Here is a 16,789-nt window from a genome sequence, read left to right as displayed (position 1 = left end):
CTCCGGTCAGTTGGCGGCCGCGGCGGGCGATGCGGAGGTGGACGGGGCGGGGGTGCCCGAGGGCAGGGCCGACGGGGTGCCGCTGGGCGGGGCGACCGGGTAGCCGATGCCGCCCTGGGGCTGGTTGCCGGGGCCCCCGCCGCCGGGACCGCGCCGGCCGTTTGCGAACGGCAGCAGCTCGGACGGAGTCAGCGAGGTGCCGATGCCCATGAAGGCCATGCCCAGCACGACCGCGTACCCGAGACAGGCGACGCCGACCAGGAGGCCGAGGCGACGCAGCAGCTTGGAGCGGCGTCCGGAGTTGTCAACGAACACGGGCCCCTCGACGGACCCGTTGCCGCGTTTGCGACGGCGACCGCGCACAGCGGGTGCGGCGGCGCGGTTTTCGATGGCAGGCTCAGAATGCATTCCCCGGATATTAGGGAGCCTTTATGTGCCCACGGCTCTGTTCTTCATGTGAGAAGCCGATGAGAAACGCCTTAACCTGTCCGTTCCCTGAGGGTTTCCGCGAACGCCTGCGCACTTCACAGCCCGGTGAAAGGAGTTGAAGGCCCAGCGGCCGGATGAGTGTGAGACATTTCCGCCCGGGATACGTACTGGGTTTCCGGCCCGAGACAGAAATCACGAAAGCGGGTACTTACGCAATGCGGAGTTTCCATACGGCGACGGCCGGGCTCACCTGCATGTTCGCACTGGCCATCACGGGGTGCTCCGCGGGCTCCGACGACACGACGGACGCGACGCCCCCGACCCCGCGGCAGCCCAGCGCTCCGACCTCCGGCTCTCCCTCCGCGTCCCCCTCCGAAGCGGCCTCGTCGAGCACGGCGTACGCCCCCTACGTCAGCTCCGACGAGGCCTCCGACAACGACTCCGCCGGCTCCCCGGCGACGTACAACCTGGCCTTCGTGATCTCGGACGGCAGCGACTGCACCCCCCAGTGGAACGGCACGACCGCCATCGCCGACTCGGCCACGAAGTCCCGTATCTCGAAGCTCACCCAGGACGGCGCCACCGTCCGCGTGTCCTTCGGCGGTGCCTCCGGCAAGGAGCTGGCGGTGAGTTGTGACAGCGCGTCCGAGCTGGCGGCGGCCTACGGGAAGGCGCTGGACGCGGCGGGTTCCACCCAGGCCGACTTCGACATCGAGGGCGACGAGCTCACCGACTCCGACTCGGTGGACCTGCGGTCCGAGGCGATCGCCCTGCTGCAGAAGGAGCGCAGCGACCTCGAAGTCTCCTTCACGCTGCCGGTGATGCCCTCCGGGCTGGACGACGACAGCGTGGCGCTGCTGGAGTCCGCCAACGAGCACGACGTGCAGGTCGCCACGGTCAACATCATGACGATGAACTACGGCGAGTCGTACACCGGCGACATGGGTGACTACGCCCTCACCTCGGCCAAGGCCGCGCACACCCAGCTGAAGGAGCTTTTCGGCACGTCGGACGCTACCGCTTGGAAGGCCATGGCGTTGACGTCGATGCTCGGCGTGAATGACGTGGACAACGAGATCTTCACGCTTGACGACGCGGCGCAGGTGCGGGAGTTCGCCGCGGAGAAGGGGATCGGGTGGGTTTCTGTGTGGGCGACGTTTCGGGATCAGCAGTGTGCGGACGGTTCGTCCGCGGATGACGCGTTGACCAATTGCAGTGGGGTGGATCAGGAGGACGGCGCGTTTGCGGAGGCGTTTTCGGGGTGAGCTCGGGGAAGGGGCGCACCACTCACCGCTGGCGGTAGACCAACCGGCCGTCCACCACTGTCGCCACGCACGTCCCCGCACCCCGTTCCGCGAGTTCCGCCTCGTCCCGCACGTCGAACACCGCGAACCGGGCTGCGGATCCGCGCTCGCGCGGGGGCGGGAAGTCCACCGGCCGGCCGGAGGCGTACGGGTCGAGGGAGGGAACGCCGTCGGGGCGGCCGATGCGGCCCATGACCGCCAGACCGGTCCGCCGTACGGCGTCCCGTACCGCGCGGTTGCGCAGTTCCTCGCAGGCCGCGCGGACCGTGCCGTAGGCCAGCATGCGCTGTACCCCACGCCGGGCACTCGCCCCCCACCGCGCGTCGTCCATGTCCAGCGCCGCCAACGCGTCCCCGGTCAGCGGCTCGGTGCCCAGTTCGTCGGCCTCGCGGGGATCGGGGTGATAGGCCTCCTCCAGCAGCTCGTTGCCGTGGATGTTGATCAGCCCGGGCGTCAGAATGCCCGGCCACTCCCGCACCCGCGCCCGCGGATGGGCGGCCACGAGCGCCTCCAGTGGTCCGGCGTCGGCGATCCACGCGCCCTTCACGACGAGCGCATGGCCCCTGGAGTCCGCGTGAATCGTCAGCACTGGCAGGTCAGTTGGAGGCCAGGAGCTTCAGCTCGGGGTGGGCGGTGCCGCCCTCGATCGCCGTCGACGAGATGTGGGACGCGACCCGCTCGTCGACGGGGTCGTTCGCCGGGTCGTCGTGCACCACGATGTGCTCGTAGGTCGTGGTCCGCTGGGCCGGCACCCGACCCGCCTTGCGGATCAGGTCGATGATCTCCAGCCGGTTGGAGCGGTGCTTGGCCCCGGCGCTGGAGACGACGTTCTCCTCCAGCATGATCGAGCCGAGGTCGTCGGCACCGTAGTGCAGCGACAGCTGGCCGATCTCCTTGCCGGTGGTCAGCCAGGAGCCCTGGATGTGCTGGATGTTGTCCATGAACAGCCGCGCGATCGCGATCATCCGCAGGTACTCGAAGATCGTGGCCTGCGTGCGGCCCTTCAGGTGGTTGTTCTCGGGCTGGTAGGTGTACGGGATGAAGGCCCGGAAGCCACCGGTCCGGTCCTGGACGTCACGGATCATCCGCAGGTGCTCGATGCGCTCGGCGTTGGTCTCGCCGGTGCCCATGAGCATGGTGGACGTGGATTCGACACCCAGCCCGTGCGCGGTCTCCATGATCTCCAGCCAGCGCTCACCGCTCTCCTTCAGCGGGGCGATGGCCTTGCGCGGCCGCTCGGGCAGCAGCTCGGCACCGGCGCCCGCGAAGGAGTCGAGACCGGCCTCGTGGATCCGGGTGATGGCCTCTTCCACGCTCACCTTGGAGATGCGGGCCATGTGCTCGACCTCGCTCGCCCCCAGGCTGTGGATGACGAGCTGCGGGAAGGCCTGCTTGATGGCGCTGAAGTGCTTCTCGTAGTACTCGACGCCGTAGTCCGGGTGGTGACCGCCCTGGAACATGATCTGGGTGCCGCCCAGCTCCACCGTCTCGGCGCAGCGCCGCAGGATGTCGTCCAGGTCGCGCGTCCAGCCCTTGGCCTTGTCCTTGGGGGCCGCGTAGAAGGCGCAGAACTTGCACGCCGTGACGCACACGTTCGTGTAGTTGATGTTGCGCTCGATGATGTACGTCGCGATGTGCTCGGTCCCCGCGTACCTGCGGCGGCGTACGGCGTCGGCGGCGGCGCCCAGCGCGTGCAGCGGGGCGTCGCGGTAGAGGTCGAGCGCTTCCTCGGGGGTGATGCGTCCGCCCGTTGCGGCACGGTCGAGGACGGACTGAAGGTCGGCCTTCTCGGTCACCGGGGCGTGCCTTTCGTCAAGGAGTTGGACGGACCGAACCAGCCTACGCCAGGCGTTTCGGGTCACGGACGTCGGCCGCGCCCCCGCCCCGTGCTCGCCCCGCCCCGTGCTCGCCCCCGGTCACGCCGCGTACGCCCCGATCAGCAACCCCACGAACGCCCCGCCGATCAGGAACGGCCCGAACGGGATCGCCGTCTTGCGTCCGGCCCGCCGCAGGATGACCAGCGCCCAGCCGTACAGCGCCCCGAACAGGAACCCGGCGAAGGTGCCGAGCATCACCGTCGACCAGCCGTACCACCCCAGCACCGCCCCCGCGCCCAGCGCCAGCTTCACATCGCCGAAGCCCATGCCGCCGGGGTTGATCCGGTACAGCACGTAGTAGCCGGCGCCGAGCGCGAGCGTGGCCCACAGGGCGGTGGGCCAGTCACCGGCGTGCTCGGGGACGAGGGCGACCAGGCCGAGCAGCGCCGGCACGGCGACCGCCGACGTGAGGGTCAGCGGGTTGGGCAGCCGCCGTACCCGGAAGTCGACGACCGTGAGCAGTACGCCGACGGGCGCCAGCAGCAGCCAGACGCCCAGCTCGGGACGGGTGTCGGTGGCGGCGGCGAGGGCGGCGCAGACGAGGGCGGTGACGGTGGCCAGGAGGGCCGCGCCGGGCCCGTACGCCTGCCCGCCCGCACACTCCCCGCACCGGGCCCGCCCGAGCCAGCCACCGATCGGGTGCCCGGCCGGACAACGGTCCCGCCACCCCTCCTCCTCGTCCGGCACGGAGAAGCGATAGGCGGCCCGAGGCAGAAGCACCCCCGCACCCGCACCCCACAGCGCGGCGACCAGGACCAGCAGACCCGTGCTCGTGCTCATCAGACGGCCGGCAGCCCGTAGATCGCCGGACCGTTCGTCACCATCAGACGGTTGCCGGCCAGGGCGATCTGCCAGGTGTCGCCGTGGTACTCGCTGGTGGTGAAGGTCCAGCGCAGCTTGCCGGTCCTGGTCTGGAGGGCGACCACGCCGCCGTCCAGGGAGCCGGTGGCACCGTAGAGGGTCGTGCCGGCCTTCCGGAACGTCTCCGGGCCCTCGACGCCGAGTTCGTCGCAGAGCCAGATCCGCTTGCCGGTCTTCACGTTCACCGCCCAGACGCCGTCGTCGTAGTCGCTCGCGTAGAGGACGCCGTCGACGACGGTCGGGTTCTTGAAGCCGCGGCGGCCGTTGGGGGCCAGGGTCCAGACGGTGGTGCCCGTGTCCACGTCCACGGCCCTGAGCTTGTCGCCCGGCAGGAAGACCAGCCCGTTCGCGACCGTGGGCCGCCAACTCCAGTCGTCACCGATCTTCTTGGTCCACAGCTGCCTGCCGGTGGCGGTGTCGCGGACGGTGAGGTTGAACTTGGAGTCGGTGTAGACGAGGTACTTGCCGGAGGCCGTGCCCTGCACGTCGTAGTCGTCGGTGCCCCAGTCGCGCTTCTGCACCCATGCCGTCTTCCCGGTGGCGTGGCTGATCGCGGCGACCGCGGTGCGGTAGTCGGTGGCGCTCTTGGAGTCGCTGTAGTCGGTCGCCGTGACGTACACGTGCTGGTCGTCGATGGCGAGCGGGTCCTCGACGTTCAACTGCTTGCCGAGCCGGCTGCGCCAGGCTTCCTTGCCGGTCGTCACGTCGTAGGCGACGAGTACGCCGTCGTAGTCGCCGTCGGCCAGGAAGACCTTGCCGCCGTGGAAGAGCAGCGGGGCACCGGGGCGGCAGATCTCCGGCTTGGACCAGCGGGGCTTGCCCGTCTTCACGTCGTACGCCACCAGCGGGTCGCCGCTGACCAGGAGCAGGCCGTCGTGGACGAGGAGCGGAACGTCGGGGTTGGTGCTGTCCTCCGCGACCGTCCTGCGCCACAGCGGCTGGGGCGCGACTCCGGCCGGCGGGGTCGTGAAGTTCTCCGCGGCGGGCTCGGCCGAACCGCCCTGACCACCCGCGCCGCTCTCCCCCGTCGCTCCGCCGGACGCCTCGGTCTCCCGCCCGAGCCACACCGCCGCGCCCCCGCCCACCACCGCGACCGCCGCCGCACCGCCGAGCGCGAGGCCGAGGGCGCGGCGGCGGGAGGCGGTGGCGGGGGAACCGGCCTGGGGAGAGCCCAGTTGGACCGTGCCGGGCTGCGGGGTGTCGTGGCCGGGGGCGGGCGGATAGCCGTATCCCGGGGTGGGGGCGCCGTAGCCAGGAGTAGGGGTGCCATAGCCAGGAGTAGGGGCCCCGTATCCCGGAGCAGGGGTGCCGTGTCCAGGAGCAGGGGTGCCATAGCCCGGCGCGGGCGCCCCGGACCCGGAATCCCCGGCCCCCGGCGCCGACGGGTACCCGTACCCCGATCCCGAAGCGCCCGCCGCCACCCCGACCGCCGGGGCCGGCCCGAAGGAGGCCCCCGCCGGCGGCTGCTCCGGTGCCTCCAGGTCCAGGATTCCCGCCGCGTGCGTGGCGATGGTCGACGCGACGGCCGACGGCAGCCAGTCGCTCAGGACCCCTTCGAGGCCCTGCGGCGCCAGGGCCGCGACGATCTCTGCGGGCGCCGGCCGCTGTGCCGGGTCCTTCAGCAGACAGGCACGGACGAGGCCGAGGAGCGACGGCGGTACGTCCGCCAGGTCCGGCTCCCCGTGTACGACCTGGTAGAGCAGTGCCGCGTGCGAGGCGGCCCCGTCACCGAAGGCGCTGCGCCCGGTCGCGGCGAAGGCCAGCACCGCGCCCATCGAGAAGACGTCACCGGCCGGGCCCACGTCCTGCCCCAGGGCCTGCTCCGGCGGCATGTAACCGGGGGAGCCGACCACAACTCCCGTCTGTGTCATACGGCTTCCGTCCACCGCACGCGCGATGCCGAAGTCGATGACCCGCGGGGCGTCGGCGGCCAGCAGGACGTTCGACGGCTTGAGATCGCGGTGGATCAGGCCCGCCGCGTGGACCTCCTGGAGGGCGGCCGCGAGCCCCGCGCCGAGCGCGCGGACCGTGCGCTCCGGCAGCGCGCCGTGCGCGGCGACCACGTCGGTGAGGTCGGGACCGAGGACGTACGACGTCGCCAGCCAGGGCAGCGCGGCGTCCGGGTCGGCGTCCACGACGGGGGCCGTGTAGCGTCCGGAGACCGCCTTGGCTATGTCGACCTCGTGCCGGAAGCGTTCCCGGAAGTCGGCGTCCGCCGCCAGATCCGGGCGGACCACCTTCACCGCGACGGTGCGGCCACCGGGAGACCGGGCCAGATAGACGCGCCCCATGCCACCGGCACCGAGCCTGCGCAGCAGCCGGTATCTGCCCAACTCCCGAGGATCGTCCGGTTGCAGTGTCTCCATGGTGGGCCTCCCCCGTCGGCGTGCTCGCGTGAGGAGACACAGTAGTAAGCGCAGCCAGGGGAGTTGGCACCGCGCCTCGGCCTCGGGACGACCCCCTACTCGACCTTCGACAACCGCGCCTCGGGATTCCCCTCCGCGTCGCTCTCCGAGCGGTAGAGCAGGTCGTCACCCGTCGGCGTGATCCGGACGGTGTGCGGTTTCGGGTTGCAGCCGGCGTGGTTGGTCTTCCGGCCCACGGACGTCACGACGAGTTCCTTCGCCGTCACCTTCTTCAGGGTGAGTACGTCGTTGCAGGCCAGACCGAGCAGGTCCGTAGCCCGGAGGGTGCCCAACTCCCCGCCCACGTCGGCCTTGTGCACGGTGAGCCGGAAGGTGCCGGCGGGCAGGCCGCCGTTCAGGGCGGTGGCCTTGCCCTCCCAGGTTCCGAGATAGCGGTCGGGCACGTCGTGTTCAAGCGGTGCGCCGGAGACGCCGTCGCCCGGCGCTGCGGGCGGGGGGACATCGGAACCCGCGCTGGTGTCCTGACCTCCGCCCGGCAACAGCTCGAACACGAACACGGACCCCACCGTCACCGCGGCCAACGCCCCCGCCACCGCGAGCGCCACGGTGCAGCTCAGCCTGCGCCCCCGGCCGCCCTCCCCCGGCGCCGAGGCCGCCGCGACCGAGAGCGAGAGCTTCCCGGCGCGGTCACCGGACGCGGGCGGCGTGTCCCGCGATACGGCATCGCGCGGCCCGGGCACGGCATCGCGCGGCCCGGGCACGGCATCGCGAGGTTCGGGTACGACGGCGGGCGGCACAGACACAGACGCACCGCTCACGGGCGCACCACTCACCGGCGCACCGCTCACGGGCGTACCACTTGCGGCCGCGCCACCCACCGGCATCACGGGCGGCGGCCCGAACTCCCCCACAGCCGCCGGCCGACTGAAGGCCACCGGCCCCGAAGCGGCCCCCGCCCCGGTGTCGACGGCATCCAGATTCAGCAGCTGCACCGCACTGCGGCTGACCTGCTCGACCAGCCCACCCGGCAGCCACCCGCCCGCCACCAGCCGGGCCGCCCCGTCCGGAGCGAGCCGCCGCGCCACCTCACCCGGGGCGGGCCGCGCCCCCGGCTCCTTGGCCAGGCAGGCCTCCACCAGCTCCCGCATCTCGCCGTCCAGCGGACCGAGTTCGGGCTCCTCGTGCACGACCTTGTACAGCAGCGCCGCCGACGAGTCCCCGGAGAACGGCGGCGCCCCGGTCCCCGCGTACGCCAGCACCGCGCCCAGCGAGAAGACGTCCGCCGCTCCCGTGATGCCCTTGCCCAGGATCTGTTCGGGCGACATGTAACCGGGGGAGCCGATGGAGACGCCGGTCGACGTCAGGGAGGCCGTCCCGTCCGTGGCCCGGGCGATGCCGAAGTCGATCAGCAGGGGGCCGTCCAGCGTGAGCAGGACGTTCGACGGCTTCACGTCCCGGTGCACCAGCCCCAGTTCGTGCACGGCCGCCAGCGCCTCGGCCAGCCCGGCCGCCAGCGCCCGTACGGAATGGGGAGGCAGCGCGCCCGAGTCGGCGATCGCGGCGGACAGCGAAGGACCCGCCGCATAGCCCGTGGCCACCCACGGCACCGCCGCCTCCGGATCCGCGTCCAGCACGGGCGCCGTCCACGCGCCGCCCACCCGCCGCGCCGACTCCACCTCCCGGCGGAAGCGGGCGCGGAACTCCTCGTCCAGTGCGAAGTGCGGGTGCACGATCTTGACGGCGACCGTACGACCGCCCGCGCTGCGCCCCAGGTACACCCGCCCCATGCCGCCGGAGCCGAGCCGGCCGAGCAGCCGGTACGGCCCGATGACGGTGGGCTCGTCAACTCCGAGCGGCTGCATCGGCGTCCACCCTTCCCCCGTGCCTTCCCCCGTACGGCTCATCCGCAGGTAAAACTCTCCAGCAGGTTAGTGCGGATCCGCCCCGGCCCTCAGGGCTGCAGCAGATCCACCTTCACATCCGCCGGGAATCCCGTGGTCGGCCCCACCCGCCGCGCGAACTCCGCGACCGCCGCCAGCTGCGGGCCGCCGAAGCGGAAGTCGAGGGTCGTGAAGTACCGCTCCAGGATCCGCTCGTCGAAGGACTCCCAGCGGGCCGCCTGCTCGGCGACCTTGCCGACCTCCTCCAGGGAGAGGTTGCGGGAGTCGAGGAAGGCCTCGTGGACCTTGCGGGTGATGACGGGCTCGCGCTCCAGGTAGTCCCGGCGCGCCGCCCAGACCGCGAAGACGAAGGGCAGACCGGTCCACTCCTTCCAGAGCGAGCCGAGGTCGTGCACTTCGAGGCCGTAGCGCGGGCCGTCGAGGAGGTTGGCCCGCAGCGCCGCGTCTCCGATGAGTACGGCCGCCTCCGCCTCCTGCATCATCAGGCTGAGGTCGGGCGGGCAGGTGTAGTAGTCGGGGCGGACGCCGTAGCGCTCGGCGAGCAGCAGCTGGGCCAGGCGCACCGAGGTGCGCGAGGTGGAGCCGAGGGCCACCCGGGCGCCGTCCAGTTCGTCCAGCGGGACCTGCGAGACGATCACGCAGGACATCACGGGGCCGTCGCAGCCGACCGCGATGTCGGGGAAGGCGACCAGGTCGTCGGCGTTGCGCAGGAACTCGACGAGGGTGATCGGCCCGATGTCGAGGTCGCCCCGCACGAGCTGCTCGCTGAGCTTCTCCGGGGTGTCCTTGGTCAGCTCGAAGTCGAGGAGCGTGCCCGTTCTCGCGAGCCCCCAGTACAGGGGCAGGCAGTTGAGGAACTGGATGTGGCCTACGCGTGGCCGGGTGCGAGAATTGTCCACATCGCGACACTAGACCCCATGGGGTAGCGTGCAGCCTTCAGGGTCGTGACACCTGCGTCACAACCGCCCTTAACCCCCGCCTCGTCGAGCCGACACGGGATCTTTCCGTCAAGCCGACACTCGATCTTCAAACATCCGAGTGACGTGATCTTGACCTCTATTGCTTTCGGCTGCCCGCGTGCTAGGCTCGCCGCAAGTTGCAGTTTGGTTTCCCTTGCAGTACAGAGCCTGCGGAGCATGTGACCGCGGGCTCTCGTCGTTTTCAGACGTATGCAGTTGTGCGGCATCTTGTTTTCACACTTGCAGGGTTCTGGAGCAGGGCAACCCTTTGGGCCCAAGGAGGGCTTATGGCTACCGGAACCGTGAAGTGGTTCAACGCCGAAAAGGGCTTTGGCTTCATCGCCCAGGAAGGCGGCGGCCCCGACGTCTTCGTTCACTACTCCGCGATCAACGCGAGCGGTTTCCGTTCGCTGGAGGAGAACCAGCAGGTCTCCTTCGACGTGACGCAGGGCCCGAAGGGTCCTCAGGCGGAGAACGTCACCCCGGTCTGAGTCTTCGGTCTCGGAGCCTGGTGCTTTGATCCGGAACAGATAGCAGTACCCAAGGAGCCCCGTGCCGCAAGGCAATGGGGCTCCTGCCTTTCTCACCTGCCTTTCCTCACGCCCCGCGCGACCAGCTCACACGTGCTGCATGACCAGCACGAACGTCGTCCCGGGCAGCAGCGCCTCGTACGCGTGCGGCACATCCCCGCGATACGTCATGTAGTCCCCGGGCCCCAGCTCCACCGCCTCCTCCCGCGGCCCCGCCCTCAGCCGCCCCGTGGAGACGATCAGATGCTCCACGGACCCCGGAATATGCGGCTCCGATTCCCGGGCGGCCCCGGGTTCCGCGCGCAGGTGGTAGATGTCCCGGCGGGCGCCGGGCGGGCTGGCCGAGAGCAGGGTGGCCACGTAGTCCGCCCGCTCGGAAGCGACCGTGGGCCCCTCCCCCGCCCGGATGACCTGGACCGCCGGCGCGGGCGGTTCCACGAGCGCGCTGAAGGGCACGCCGAGCGCGACCCCCAGCGCCCACAGGGTCTCCACGCTGGGATTCCCGCTGCCCGCCTCCAGCTGGGAGAGCGTGGACTTGGCGATCCCGGCCCGTTTGGCCAGCTCGGAGAGGGACAGCCCGGCCCGGTTGCGCTCGCGCCGCAGGGACGCCGCGATCCAGTCGAGGGGCAGGCGGGAGGGCGGGGGCGCTGTGTCGGACATGGCGTTCGCTCCATCGGTACGCTCGTTCGCCTTGACGAACACTTCTCTTGCTGTCCATTGTAGAAAACATGCGTTCGCTACTCCGAACACCCTTGGGCACGTCCCTCGACTCCCTCGACACAGCCCTGATCCGCGACAGCTCACTCGTCTGGCTGGCCAGCGGCGTCGTCGGCGTCTCCTTCGGCGCGATCTCGGTGGCCGGCGGGCTGCCCGTATGGGTGCCGGTGGTGATGTCGCTGGTCGTGTACGCGGGCTCGGCCCAGTTCAGCGCGGTCGGCTTGCTGCTGGCCGGGGGCGGGCCCCTCGCCGCGGCGGCCACCGGGCTGCTCCTCAACACGCGCACGGCGGCCTTCAGCCTGGCCGTGGCGGACATCCTCGGCCGGGGCCGCCTCGCCCGTCTCCTCGGCGCGCACCTGGTGACCGACGAGACGGTGGCCTTCGCCCTCGCCCAGCCGGATCCGGCACGACGCCGGGCCGCGTTCTGGGTGAACGGACTCGGTCTGTTCGTCGCCTGGAACACCGGCGTCCTCGCCGGGGCGCTCGCCGGAACCGCGCTGGGCGACACGGCGACCTACGGCCTGGACGCCGCCTTCCCCGCGGTCCTGGTGGCGCTGGTCCTGCCCACCCTGCGCAAGGACTCCGCCGTACGCCGAGCGGCCCTCCTGGGCGCCGCCCTCGCCCTGGCCGTGACACCGGCCGTCCCGGCGGGCGTGCCGGTGCTGCTCGCGCTCGCGGGACTCGTCGCGTACGGCTCGTCCGGTGCTCGCGGCTCACACCACTCTCACGGCAGGAAGGACGGTGCCTCATGACCGGTACGGCGGGGACGGTCGCCGTGATCCTGGCGCTGGCGGTGGGGACGTACGCCTTCCGGCTCGTCGGCCCGGCGCTGCACGGGCGGGTGGAGCTGCCCGCGCGGGTCCAGGAACTGCTGGCGGCGGGTGCGGTGGTGCTGCTCGTCGCGCTGCTGGCGACGGGGGCGCTGACCGAGGGCGACGGCTTCGCGGGCTGGGCGCGGCCGGCCGGGGTGCTGGTGGGCGGCGTACTGGCGTGGCGGCGGGCGCCGTTCCCGGTGATCGTGCTGGGGGCGGCCGTGGCCACCGCGGTGCTGCGGGCGATGGGGGTGGCGTGACGGGCCCCCATGGGAGCATGACCGGATGACCAGCAGTGATGAGCACCACCACGGGGAAGACGGCGGGACTCCCGCCGACAGCAAACTGGCGAGGGGCCTTTCGGTCGGTCTCGCCCTCGGTACGAGCATCGGCATCGTGTTCGGCATGTTCGTCTTCGACAACCTGGGGCTCGGGCTGGCCCTGGGCATGGGCTTGGGTATCGCCGTCGGCACCGCGATCGGCGGTGGCCGGATACAGACGGGCGAGGAGCGGGACGGAACCGAGTAGCCGACGCCTTCGCTAGGGTCCCCGGCCATGACCGACTCCGACTTCCTGACCACCACCCGCACCTTCTACGACGCCATCGCCGAGGACTACGCGACGCTCTTCCAGGACGAGCTCGCGAACAGGCCGCTGGAGCGGGCGCTGCTGAATGTGTTCGCCGAACTCGTCAAAGGGAACGGAGTCGACGGGGGCGGAGCCGGCGGGAACGGAGTCGGCGGGAACGGGCTGGTGGCCGACCTGGGGTGCGGTCCCGGCCGGACGACCGGGCGCCTCGCCGCGCTGGGGCTGAACGTGTTCGGGCTCGACCTGTCGGAGTCGATGCTCGCGATCGCCCGTCGCGAGAACCCGGAAATCCGTTTCGAGCAGGGTTCGATGCTGGAGCTGGATCTCCCGGACGGCACGCTGGCCGGTGCCCTGTCCTTCTACTCCTCCATCCACACCCCCGTGGAGCGGCTCCCGGCCCTCTTCGCCGAGTTCCACCGCGTCCTGGCGCCCGGCGCACCCCTGCTCGTCGCCTTCCAGGCCGGCGACGAACACCGGCATCACGACCGGCCCTGGGGGCACCCGGTCTCGCTTACCTTCCAGCGTCGCCGGCCCGAGGACATCGCCGACCTGCTGACGGCGGCCGGCTTCGCCCTCGTCTCCCGGACGGTCCGCGAACCGGACCCGGCGCTCGACGAGACGTCACCGCAGGCGTTCCTGATCACCCGAAAGCCCGCGTGACGCCCGCCCGGGCCCGGTCTGCCCCCGCCTGGAGACTCCCGGCGACGTCCCTCGCCGCGATGTACCCGAACGTCATCGCCGGACCGATCGTCGAGCCCGCGCCCGCGTAGCTGCGCCCCATGACCGCCGCGCTCGCGTTGCCGGCGGCGTACAACCCCCGGATCACCGAGCCGTCCTCCCGCAGCACGCGGGCGCGGGCGTCCGTGACGAGGCCGCCCTTGGTGCCGAGGTCGCCGGGGACGATACGGAAGGCGTAGTACGGGGGAAGCCAGAGCGGGGCCAGGCAGGAGTTCGGGAGGACGGACGGGTCCGTGTAGTAGTGGTCGTAGGCGCTGTCGCCCCGGTGGAAGTCGGGGTCCTTGCCGCGCCGCGCCTGGGAGTTGAAGCGGTCCACGGTGGTGCGCAGGGCCGTCGCCGGGACGCCGATCGAGCCGGCGAGCGCATCCAGGGTCCAGGCCTTGTGCGCGGCACCCGAGCCGTACCAGTCGGCGGGCAGGGGCAGGGTCGGCAGGACGTCCTTGAAGAGAAACCGGTTGCGGTAGTTCTGGTCGACGATCAGCCAGGACGGGATGGCCGGGCTCGTGTCGTGGACGTCGTACATCGTGTGGACGACATCGCTGTAGGGGGCGGCCTCGTTGACGAACCGGGATCCGGCCGCGTTGATCAACAGACCGCCGGGGAGGGTGCGTTCGGCGAGGCAGAAGTACGGCTGGCCGGGGAGCGGGATCGCCGGGCCCCACCAGGCGTCGTCCATGAGGCCGAGCGCGGCGCCGAGCCGCTGTCCCGCCCGGATGCCGTCGCCGGTGTTCTCCTTGGCGCCGACCGTCCAGTCCGTGCCGATGGGCTGGCGCTGGTAGCGCTCATGCCGGCGGCTCCGGAGCCGATGACGACGACGTCGTAGGTGCCGAGGACGGGCAGGTCGGCCGCGTGAGCGGCTGACGGGGACAGGGCGGTGAGCCCGAGAGCCGACGCCGTGCCCGCGGCGCCCGCGGCGAGAACGTGTCTTCGGGAAGGGGGCACGCTGGAGGTCATGGAGGTGCTCATGGAGGCTGCTCCCGCCTGGACGACGCCACATTTCTGAGGAGGTGTCAGAAATGCGAATGTGACGCGGTGCCGTTGTGAAGTCAAGTGCGCCGCAGGGCAGTTGAACGGCCCTGGTCGACGCTTTGGGTCGGCACCCGCTCCCTCCCCCGCCTTGGTCCGGACTCCGGCGAGGGTGGGGAGCGGGTTGCCGCCCGGGCCCGTCGAGAATCGTCGTACATCGGTCAAAGCCCAGTCAATCCTTGGGATTTGTCGCTGTCCCCAAGCGTTAACTTAGAGGTCATGACCCTTGATGACCTGCGTGTGTTCGTGGCCGTGTGCCGGGCAGGGAGCCTGAGTTCGGTGGCCCGGGAGCTGGGGTGCACGCAGTCGGCGGTGAGCCAGCACGTGAAGCGGCTGGAGCGGGAGACCGGGGTCGCGTTGCTGGAGCGGCAGCCCCGCGGGGTCGTGCCGACGCAGGCCGGCCGGGTGCTGGAGGCGGCCGCCGCCGAGGGGATCTCCGGGCTGGATCTGGCGATACGGCAGCTGCGGGATCTCGTCGCCGGCGAGAGCGGGTACGTGCGGGTGGCGACCGGGGCGACGACCGTACGGCACTTCATGTCGGAGGCGGTCGTCGCGTACCGGCGGCGGCATCCCCAGGTCAACCTGGAGTTCCGCACGGTCAGTTCGGGCCGGGGCAGTTTCGACGCGCTGACCGACGGCACGCTCGACCTGGCCTGGATCACCCTCGGCCCGCCGGTGCGCGGCATCGAGCAGCGGCCGGTGGTGGAGCTGCCGTGGGTGCTGGCGGTGCGGGCCGACGATCCGCTGGCGCGGCGGCCGTACGTCGACGCCGGCGCCGACCTGCGTGACGTACGGCTGATCCGGCTGCCGCCGAACTCCGCCTCGGCGGCCCATCTGGACGCCGCCTGCGCGGAGCTGGGCGTCCGTCTCGCGCACGACACGAGCGTCGCCGACTGGGACACGGCGCTGCTGCTGGCCGAGCTGGGGGTCGGGCGGGCGGTTCTGCCCGCGCTGCCGGGGCTGCCCGTCCCGGGGGAAGGCGCCCTGCGTCTGATCCCCCTGCCCGACCTGCGCCCGTTGCCCGTGGGCTGGGCGGTCCGCCGCTGGGACGCGCTCAGCCCACCGGCCCGGGCCTTCGCGGACCTGGTGGAGAGCCACCGCCGGGCCGGGCGGGGCTGAGGGCGGCTCCGGGGACTTCGGAGACTCCGCCGGCCTCCGGGGTCTCCGAGGTCTCCGGCACCGGCTCCGCCAGACTCCGGGGACTCCGGCCGGCTCCAGGGACTCCGGCCGGCTCCGCCAGACTCCGGGGACTCCGGGGACTCCGGCAGGCTCCAGGGACTCCGGCAGGCTCCAGGGACTCCGGCCGGCTCCAGGGACTCCGGCCGGCTCCGAGGACTCCGGCAGGCTCCGCCAGACTCCGGGGACTCCGGCAGGCTCCAGGGACTCCGGCCGGCTCCAGGGACCCTCGCGGCTACTTCAGCCCGATCGCCGCGCAGTCCGCCGCGTACTCGGGGGTGCAGATCTGCTTGACGGTGTAGACGTGGTCCTGGATCACCGTCTCCTCGATGTTGTTCCGCGTGAGGGCGACCACGGCGACCAGCTGCGCCGGGATGTCCTTGTTGGTCGGGCTGTCGACCGAGTCCTGGGTCAGCGCGTCGAACTCGATGTCACGCCCCTGGACCTTGTACACGGCCATCTTGGCGGCGTTGGTGGCCTCCAGCAGGAAGGACTTGTACACCGTCATGAACTGCTCGCCCGCGACGATCCGCTGCACCGCGTCCAGGTTCGCGTCCTGCCCGGTCACCGGCGGGATCTTGCTCGCGCCCGCCTCCTTGAAGGCGTCGATGACGGCGCCCGCCATGCCGTCGTTCGCCGAGTAGACGGCGGCGATGTTGTTCAGCCCGATGGCGGCGATCGCCTTCTCCATGTTCGCCTTGGCGACCTCGGGCGACCACTTGTCGGTGTCGTACTTCTTGACGATCTTCACCTCGCCCTCGAGCTCCTCGAGCGCGCCCCTCTTGAACCGGTCCGTGTTCGGGTCGGCGGGGTCGCCGTTCATCATGACGATCTTGCTGGACGCGGCCTTCGAGCCGAGCTCCTCCACCAGGGCGCGGCCCTGCACCTCACCGACGAGTTCGTTGTCGTGGGAGACGTACGCGTCGATCGGGCCCTCCGCGAGCCGGTCGTAGGCGATAACGGGAATACCGGCGTCCTTCGCCTTCTGCACGTCCGACGCGATGCCCTTGGCGTCCAGCGCGTCCACCAGGATCACGTCCACCCGGTCGTCGATCATCTGCTGGAACTGCTGGCTCTGTCTGTCGGGGCTCGCTTCGGCGTTGGCGTAGGCGAGCTTGCCCTTGCCGTCGGTGAGGGCGCCGACTTCCTTCTTGATGAGCGGGTAGTCGAACTTCTCGAAGCGCGCCGTCTCCTTGTCGGGCAGCAGGAGACCCACCGTGATGTCGTCGCCCTTCTTCGGCGACGCGGAGCTGTCACCGCCCCCGAGACCGTCGACGACACCGCATGCCGTGAGCGACAGCGCCGAGGCGGAGGCGGCGAGGGCTATCGCGATACGGCGTACAGCGGGGGCGTGGGGGGTACGAGCGTTCACTACTGGTGCCTTCCGAGCGGGGGGAGCGGCTGTGCTGACCTGGGCGGCGGCAAACCCGGGTGGCGGTAGCCAACGCGGCCACGGCATGTCACGTCAAGCAGTTGTCGTAACGAGACGACAACCGTTTCCCGTA

Annotated in this window: 16 protein-coding genes and 1 pseudogene; 7 read left to right on the top strand and 10 right to left on the bottom strand. The window is 71.3% G+C overall.

The annotated features are described in order from the left end of the window. Positions 1 to 6: 6 nt before the first annotated feature. Entirely contained in the window at positions 7 to 408 is a 402-nt protein-coding gene (locus ABIE67_RS27270) for a hypothetical protein (RefSeq protein WP_370262657.1), read from the bottom strand. Between the two features lie 236 nt (positions 409 to 644). On the opposite strand from ABIE67_RS27270, the gene ABIE67_RS27265 reads away from it, so the two are divergent. After that, positions 645 to 1,694: a chitinase gene (locus ABIE67_RS27265; RefSeq protein WP_370262655.1), complete on the top strand. Its 1,050-nt coding sequence runs from the start codon at positions 645 to 647 to the stop codon at positions 1,692 to 1,694. Positions 1,695 to 1,716: 22 nt separating this feature from the next. On the opposite strand, the gene ABIE67_RS27260 is transcribed toward ABIE67_RS27265, so the two are convergent. The 6 genes from ABIE67_RS27260 to ABIE67_RS27235 form a co-directional block, all read right to left on the bottom strand. Next, positions 1,717 to 2,322, bottom strand: a complete 606-nt coding sequence (locus tag ABIE67_RS27260) for a hypothetical protein (RefSeq protein WP_370262653.1) — start codon at positions 2,320 to 2,322, stop codon at positions 1,717 to 1,719. A gap of 7 nt (positions 2,323 to 2,329) precedes the next feature. Beyond that, positions 2,330 to 3,529: a cyclic dehypoxanthinyl futalosine synthase gene (mqnC, locus tag ABIE67_RS27255; RefSeq protein WP_370262651.1), complete on the bottom strand. Its 1,200-nt coding sequence runs from the start codon at positions 3,527 to 3,529 to the stop codon at positions 2,330 to 2,332. 120 nt (positions 3,530 to 3,649) lie between these two features. After that, entirely contained in the window at positions 3,650 to 4,390 is a 741-nt protein-coding gene (locus ABIE67_RS27250) for an A24 family peptidase (RefSeq protein WP_370262646.1), read from the bottom strand. Further along, positions 4,390 to 6,837 (bottom strand): PQQ-binding-like beta-propeller repeat protein, encoded by a 2,448-nt coding sequence (locus ABIE67_RS27245; RefSeq protein WP_370262643.1) that lies wholly within the window; start codon positions 6,835 to 6,837, stop codon positions 4,390 to 4,392. The genes ABIE67_RS27250 and ABIE67_RS27245 overlap by 1 nt, the downstream gene beginning before the upstream one ends. A 95-nt stretch (positions 6,838 to 6,932) precedes the next feature. Then, entirely contained in the window at positions 6,933 to 8,699 is a 1,767-nt protein-coding gene (locus tag ABIE67_RS27240; protein WP_370262641.1) for a protein kinase, read from the bottom strand. Positions 8,700 to 8,788: 89 nt separating this feature from the next. Then, the gene (locus ABIE67_RS27235; protein ID WP_370262638.1) at positions 8,789 to 9,637 is read right to left on the bottom strand and encodes a menaquinone biosynthetic enzyme MqnA/MqnD family protein; all 849 of its coding nucleotides are present in this window, start codon (positions 9,635 to 9,637) and stop codon (positions 8,789 to 8,791) included. A 347-nt stretch (positions 9,638 to 9,984) separates the two neighbouring features. Between ABIE67_RS27235 and ABIE67_RS27230 the strand changes: the two genes are divergently transcribed. Then, positions 9,985 to 10,188 carry a cold-shock protein gene (locus ABIE67_RS27230; protein ID WP_003992177.1) on the top strand — a complete coding sequence of 68 codons (204 nt, stop codon included), beginning with the start codon at positions 9,985 to 9,987 and terminating at the stop codon, positions 10,186 to 10,188. Between the two features lie 126 nt (positions 10,189 to 10,314). Here the strand turns inward: ABIE67_RS27230 and ABIE67_RS27225 are convergent, their stop codons facing one another. Next, a complete protein-coding gene (locus ABIE67_RS27225; RefSeq protein WP_370262632.1) occupies positions 10,315 to 10,887 on the bottom strand; it encodes a helix-turn-helix domain-containing protein in 573 nt (190 codons plus the stop codon). A 68-nt stretch (positions 10,888 to 10,955) separates the two neighbouring features. Here ABIE67_RS27225 and ABIE67_RS27220 point away from each other — a divergent pair, with 68 nt between their 5' ends. From ABIE67_RS27220 to ABIE67_RS27205, 4 genes are read left to right on the top strand one after another with little or no spacing between them, the layout of a single operon-like run. Then, complete coding sequence (locus ABIE67_RS27220; RefSeq protein WP_370262628.1) at positions 10,956 to 11,696, top strand: AzlC family ABC transporter permease; 741 nt, start codon at positions 10,956 to 10,958, stop codon at positions 11,694 to 11,696. Next, entirely contained in the window at positions 11,693 to 12,016 is a 324-nt protein-coding gene (locus tag ABIE67_RS27215; protein WP_370262623.1) for an AzlD domain-containing protein, read from the top strand. Before ABIE67_RS27220 ends, ABIE67_RS27215 begins: the two co-directional genes overlap by 4 nt. 25 nt (positions 12,017 to 12,041) lie before the next feature. Next, entirely contained in the window at positions 12,042 to 12,284 is a 243-nt protein-coding gene (locus tag ABIE67_RS27210) for a hypothetical protein (protein ID WP_370262619.1), read from the top strand. A gap of 27 nt (positions 12,285 to 12,311) precedes the next feature. Continuing rightward, positions 12,312 to 13,004: a class I SAM-dependent methyltransferase gene (locus tag ABIE67_RS27205; protein WP_370262616.1), complete on the top strand. Its 693-nt coding sequence runs from the start codon at positions 12,312 to 12,314 to the stop codon at positions 13,002 to 13,004. Here ABIE67_RS27205 and ABIE67_RS27200 read toward each other — a convergent pair. Further along, a pseudogene (locus tag ABIE67_RS27200) lies at positions 12,985 to 13,863 on the bottom strand (FAD-binding protein); the annotation flags it as partial. The gene ABIE67_RS27205 and the pseudogene ABIE67_RS27200 overlap by 20 nt on opposite strands. A gap of 464 nt (positions 13,864 to 14,327) precedes the next feature. Here ABIE67_RS27200 and ABIE67_RS27195 point away from each other — a divergent pair. After that, positions 14,328 to 15,227 (top strand): LysR family transcriptional regulator, encoded by a 900-nt coding sequence (locus ABIE67_RS27195; RefSeq protein ID WP_370262613.1) that lies wholly within the window; start codon positions 14,328 to 14,330, stop codon positions 15,225 to 15,227. Positions 15,228 to 15,519: 292 nt separating this feature from the next. Here ABIE67_RS27195 and ABIE67_RS27190 read toward each other — a convergent pair whose 3' ends face one another. Next, entirely contained in the window at positions 15,520 to 16,656 is a 1,137-nt protein-coding gene (locus ABIE67_RS27190; RefSeq protein ID WP_370262608.1) for a sugar ABC transporter substrate-binding protein, read from the bottom strand. Positions 16,657 to 16,789: the final 133 nt, after the last annotated feature.

The sequence above is a fragment of the Streptomyces sp. V4I8 genome (genome assembly GCF_041261225.1).
GTDB lineage: Bacteria > Actinomycetota > Actinomycetes > Streptomycetales > Streptomycetaceae > Streptomyces.
The sequence above is the reverse complement of the archived record's forward strand: the minus strand, read 5'-3'. Positions and strand labels throughout refer to the sequence as shown.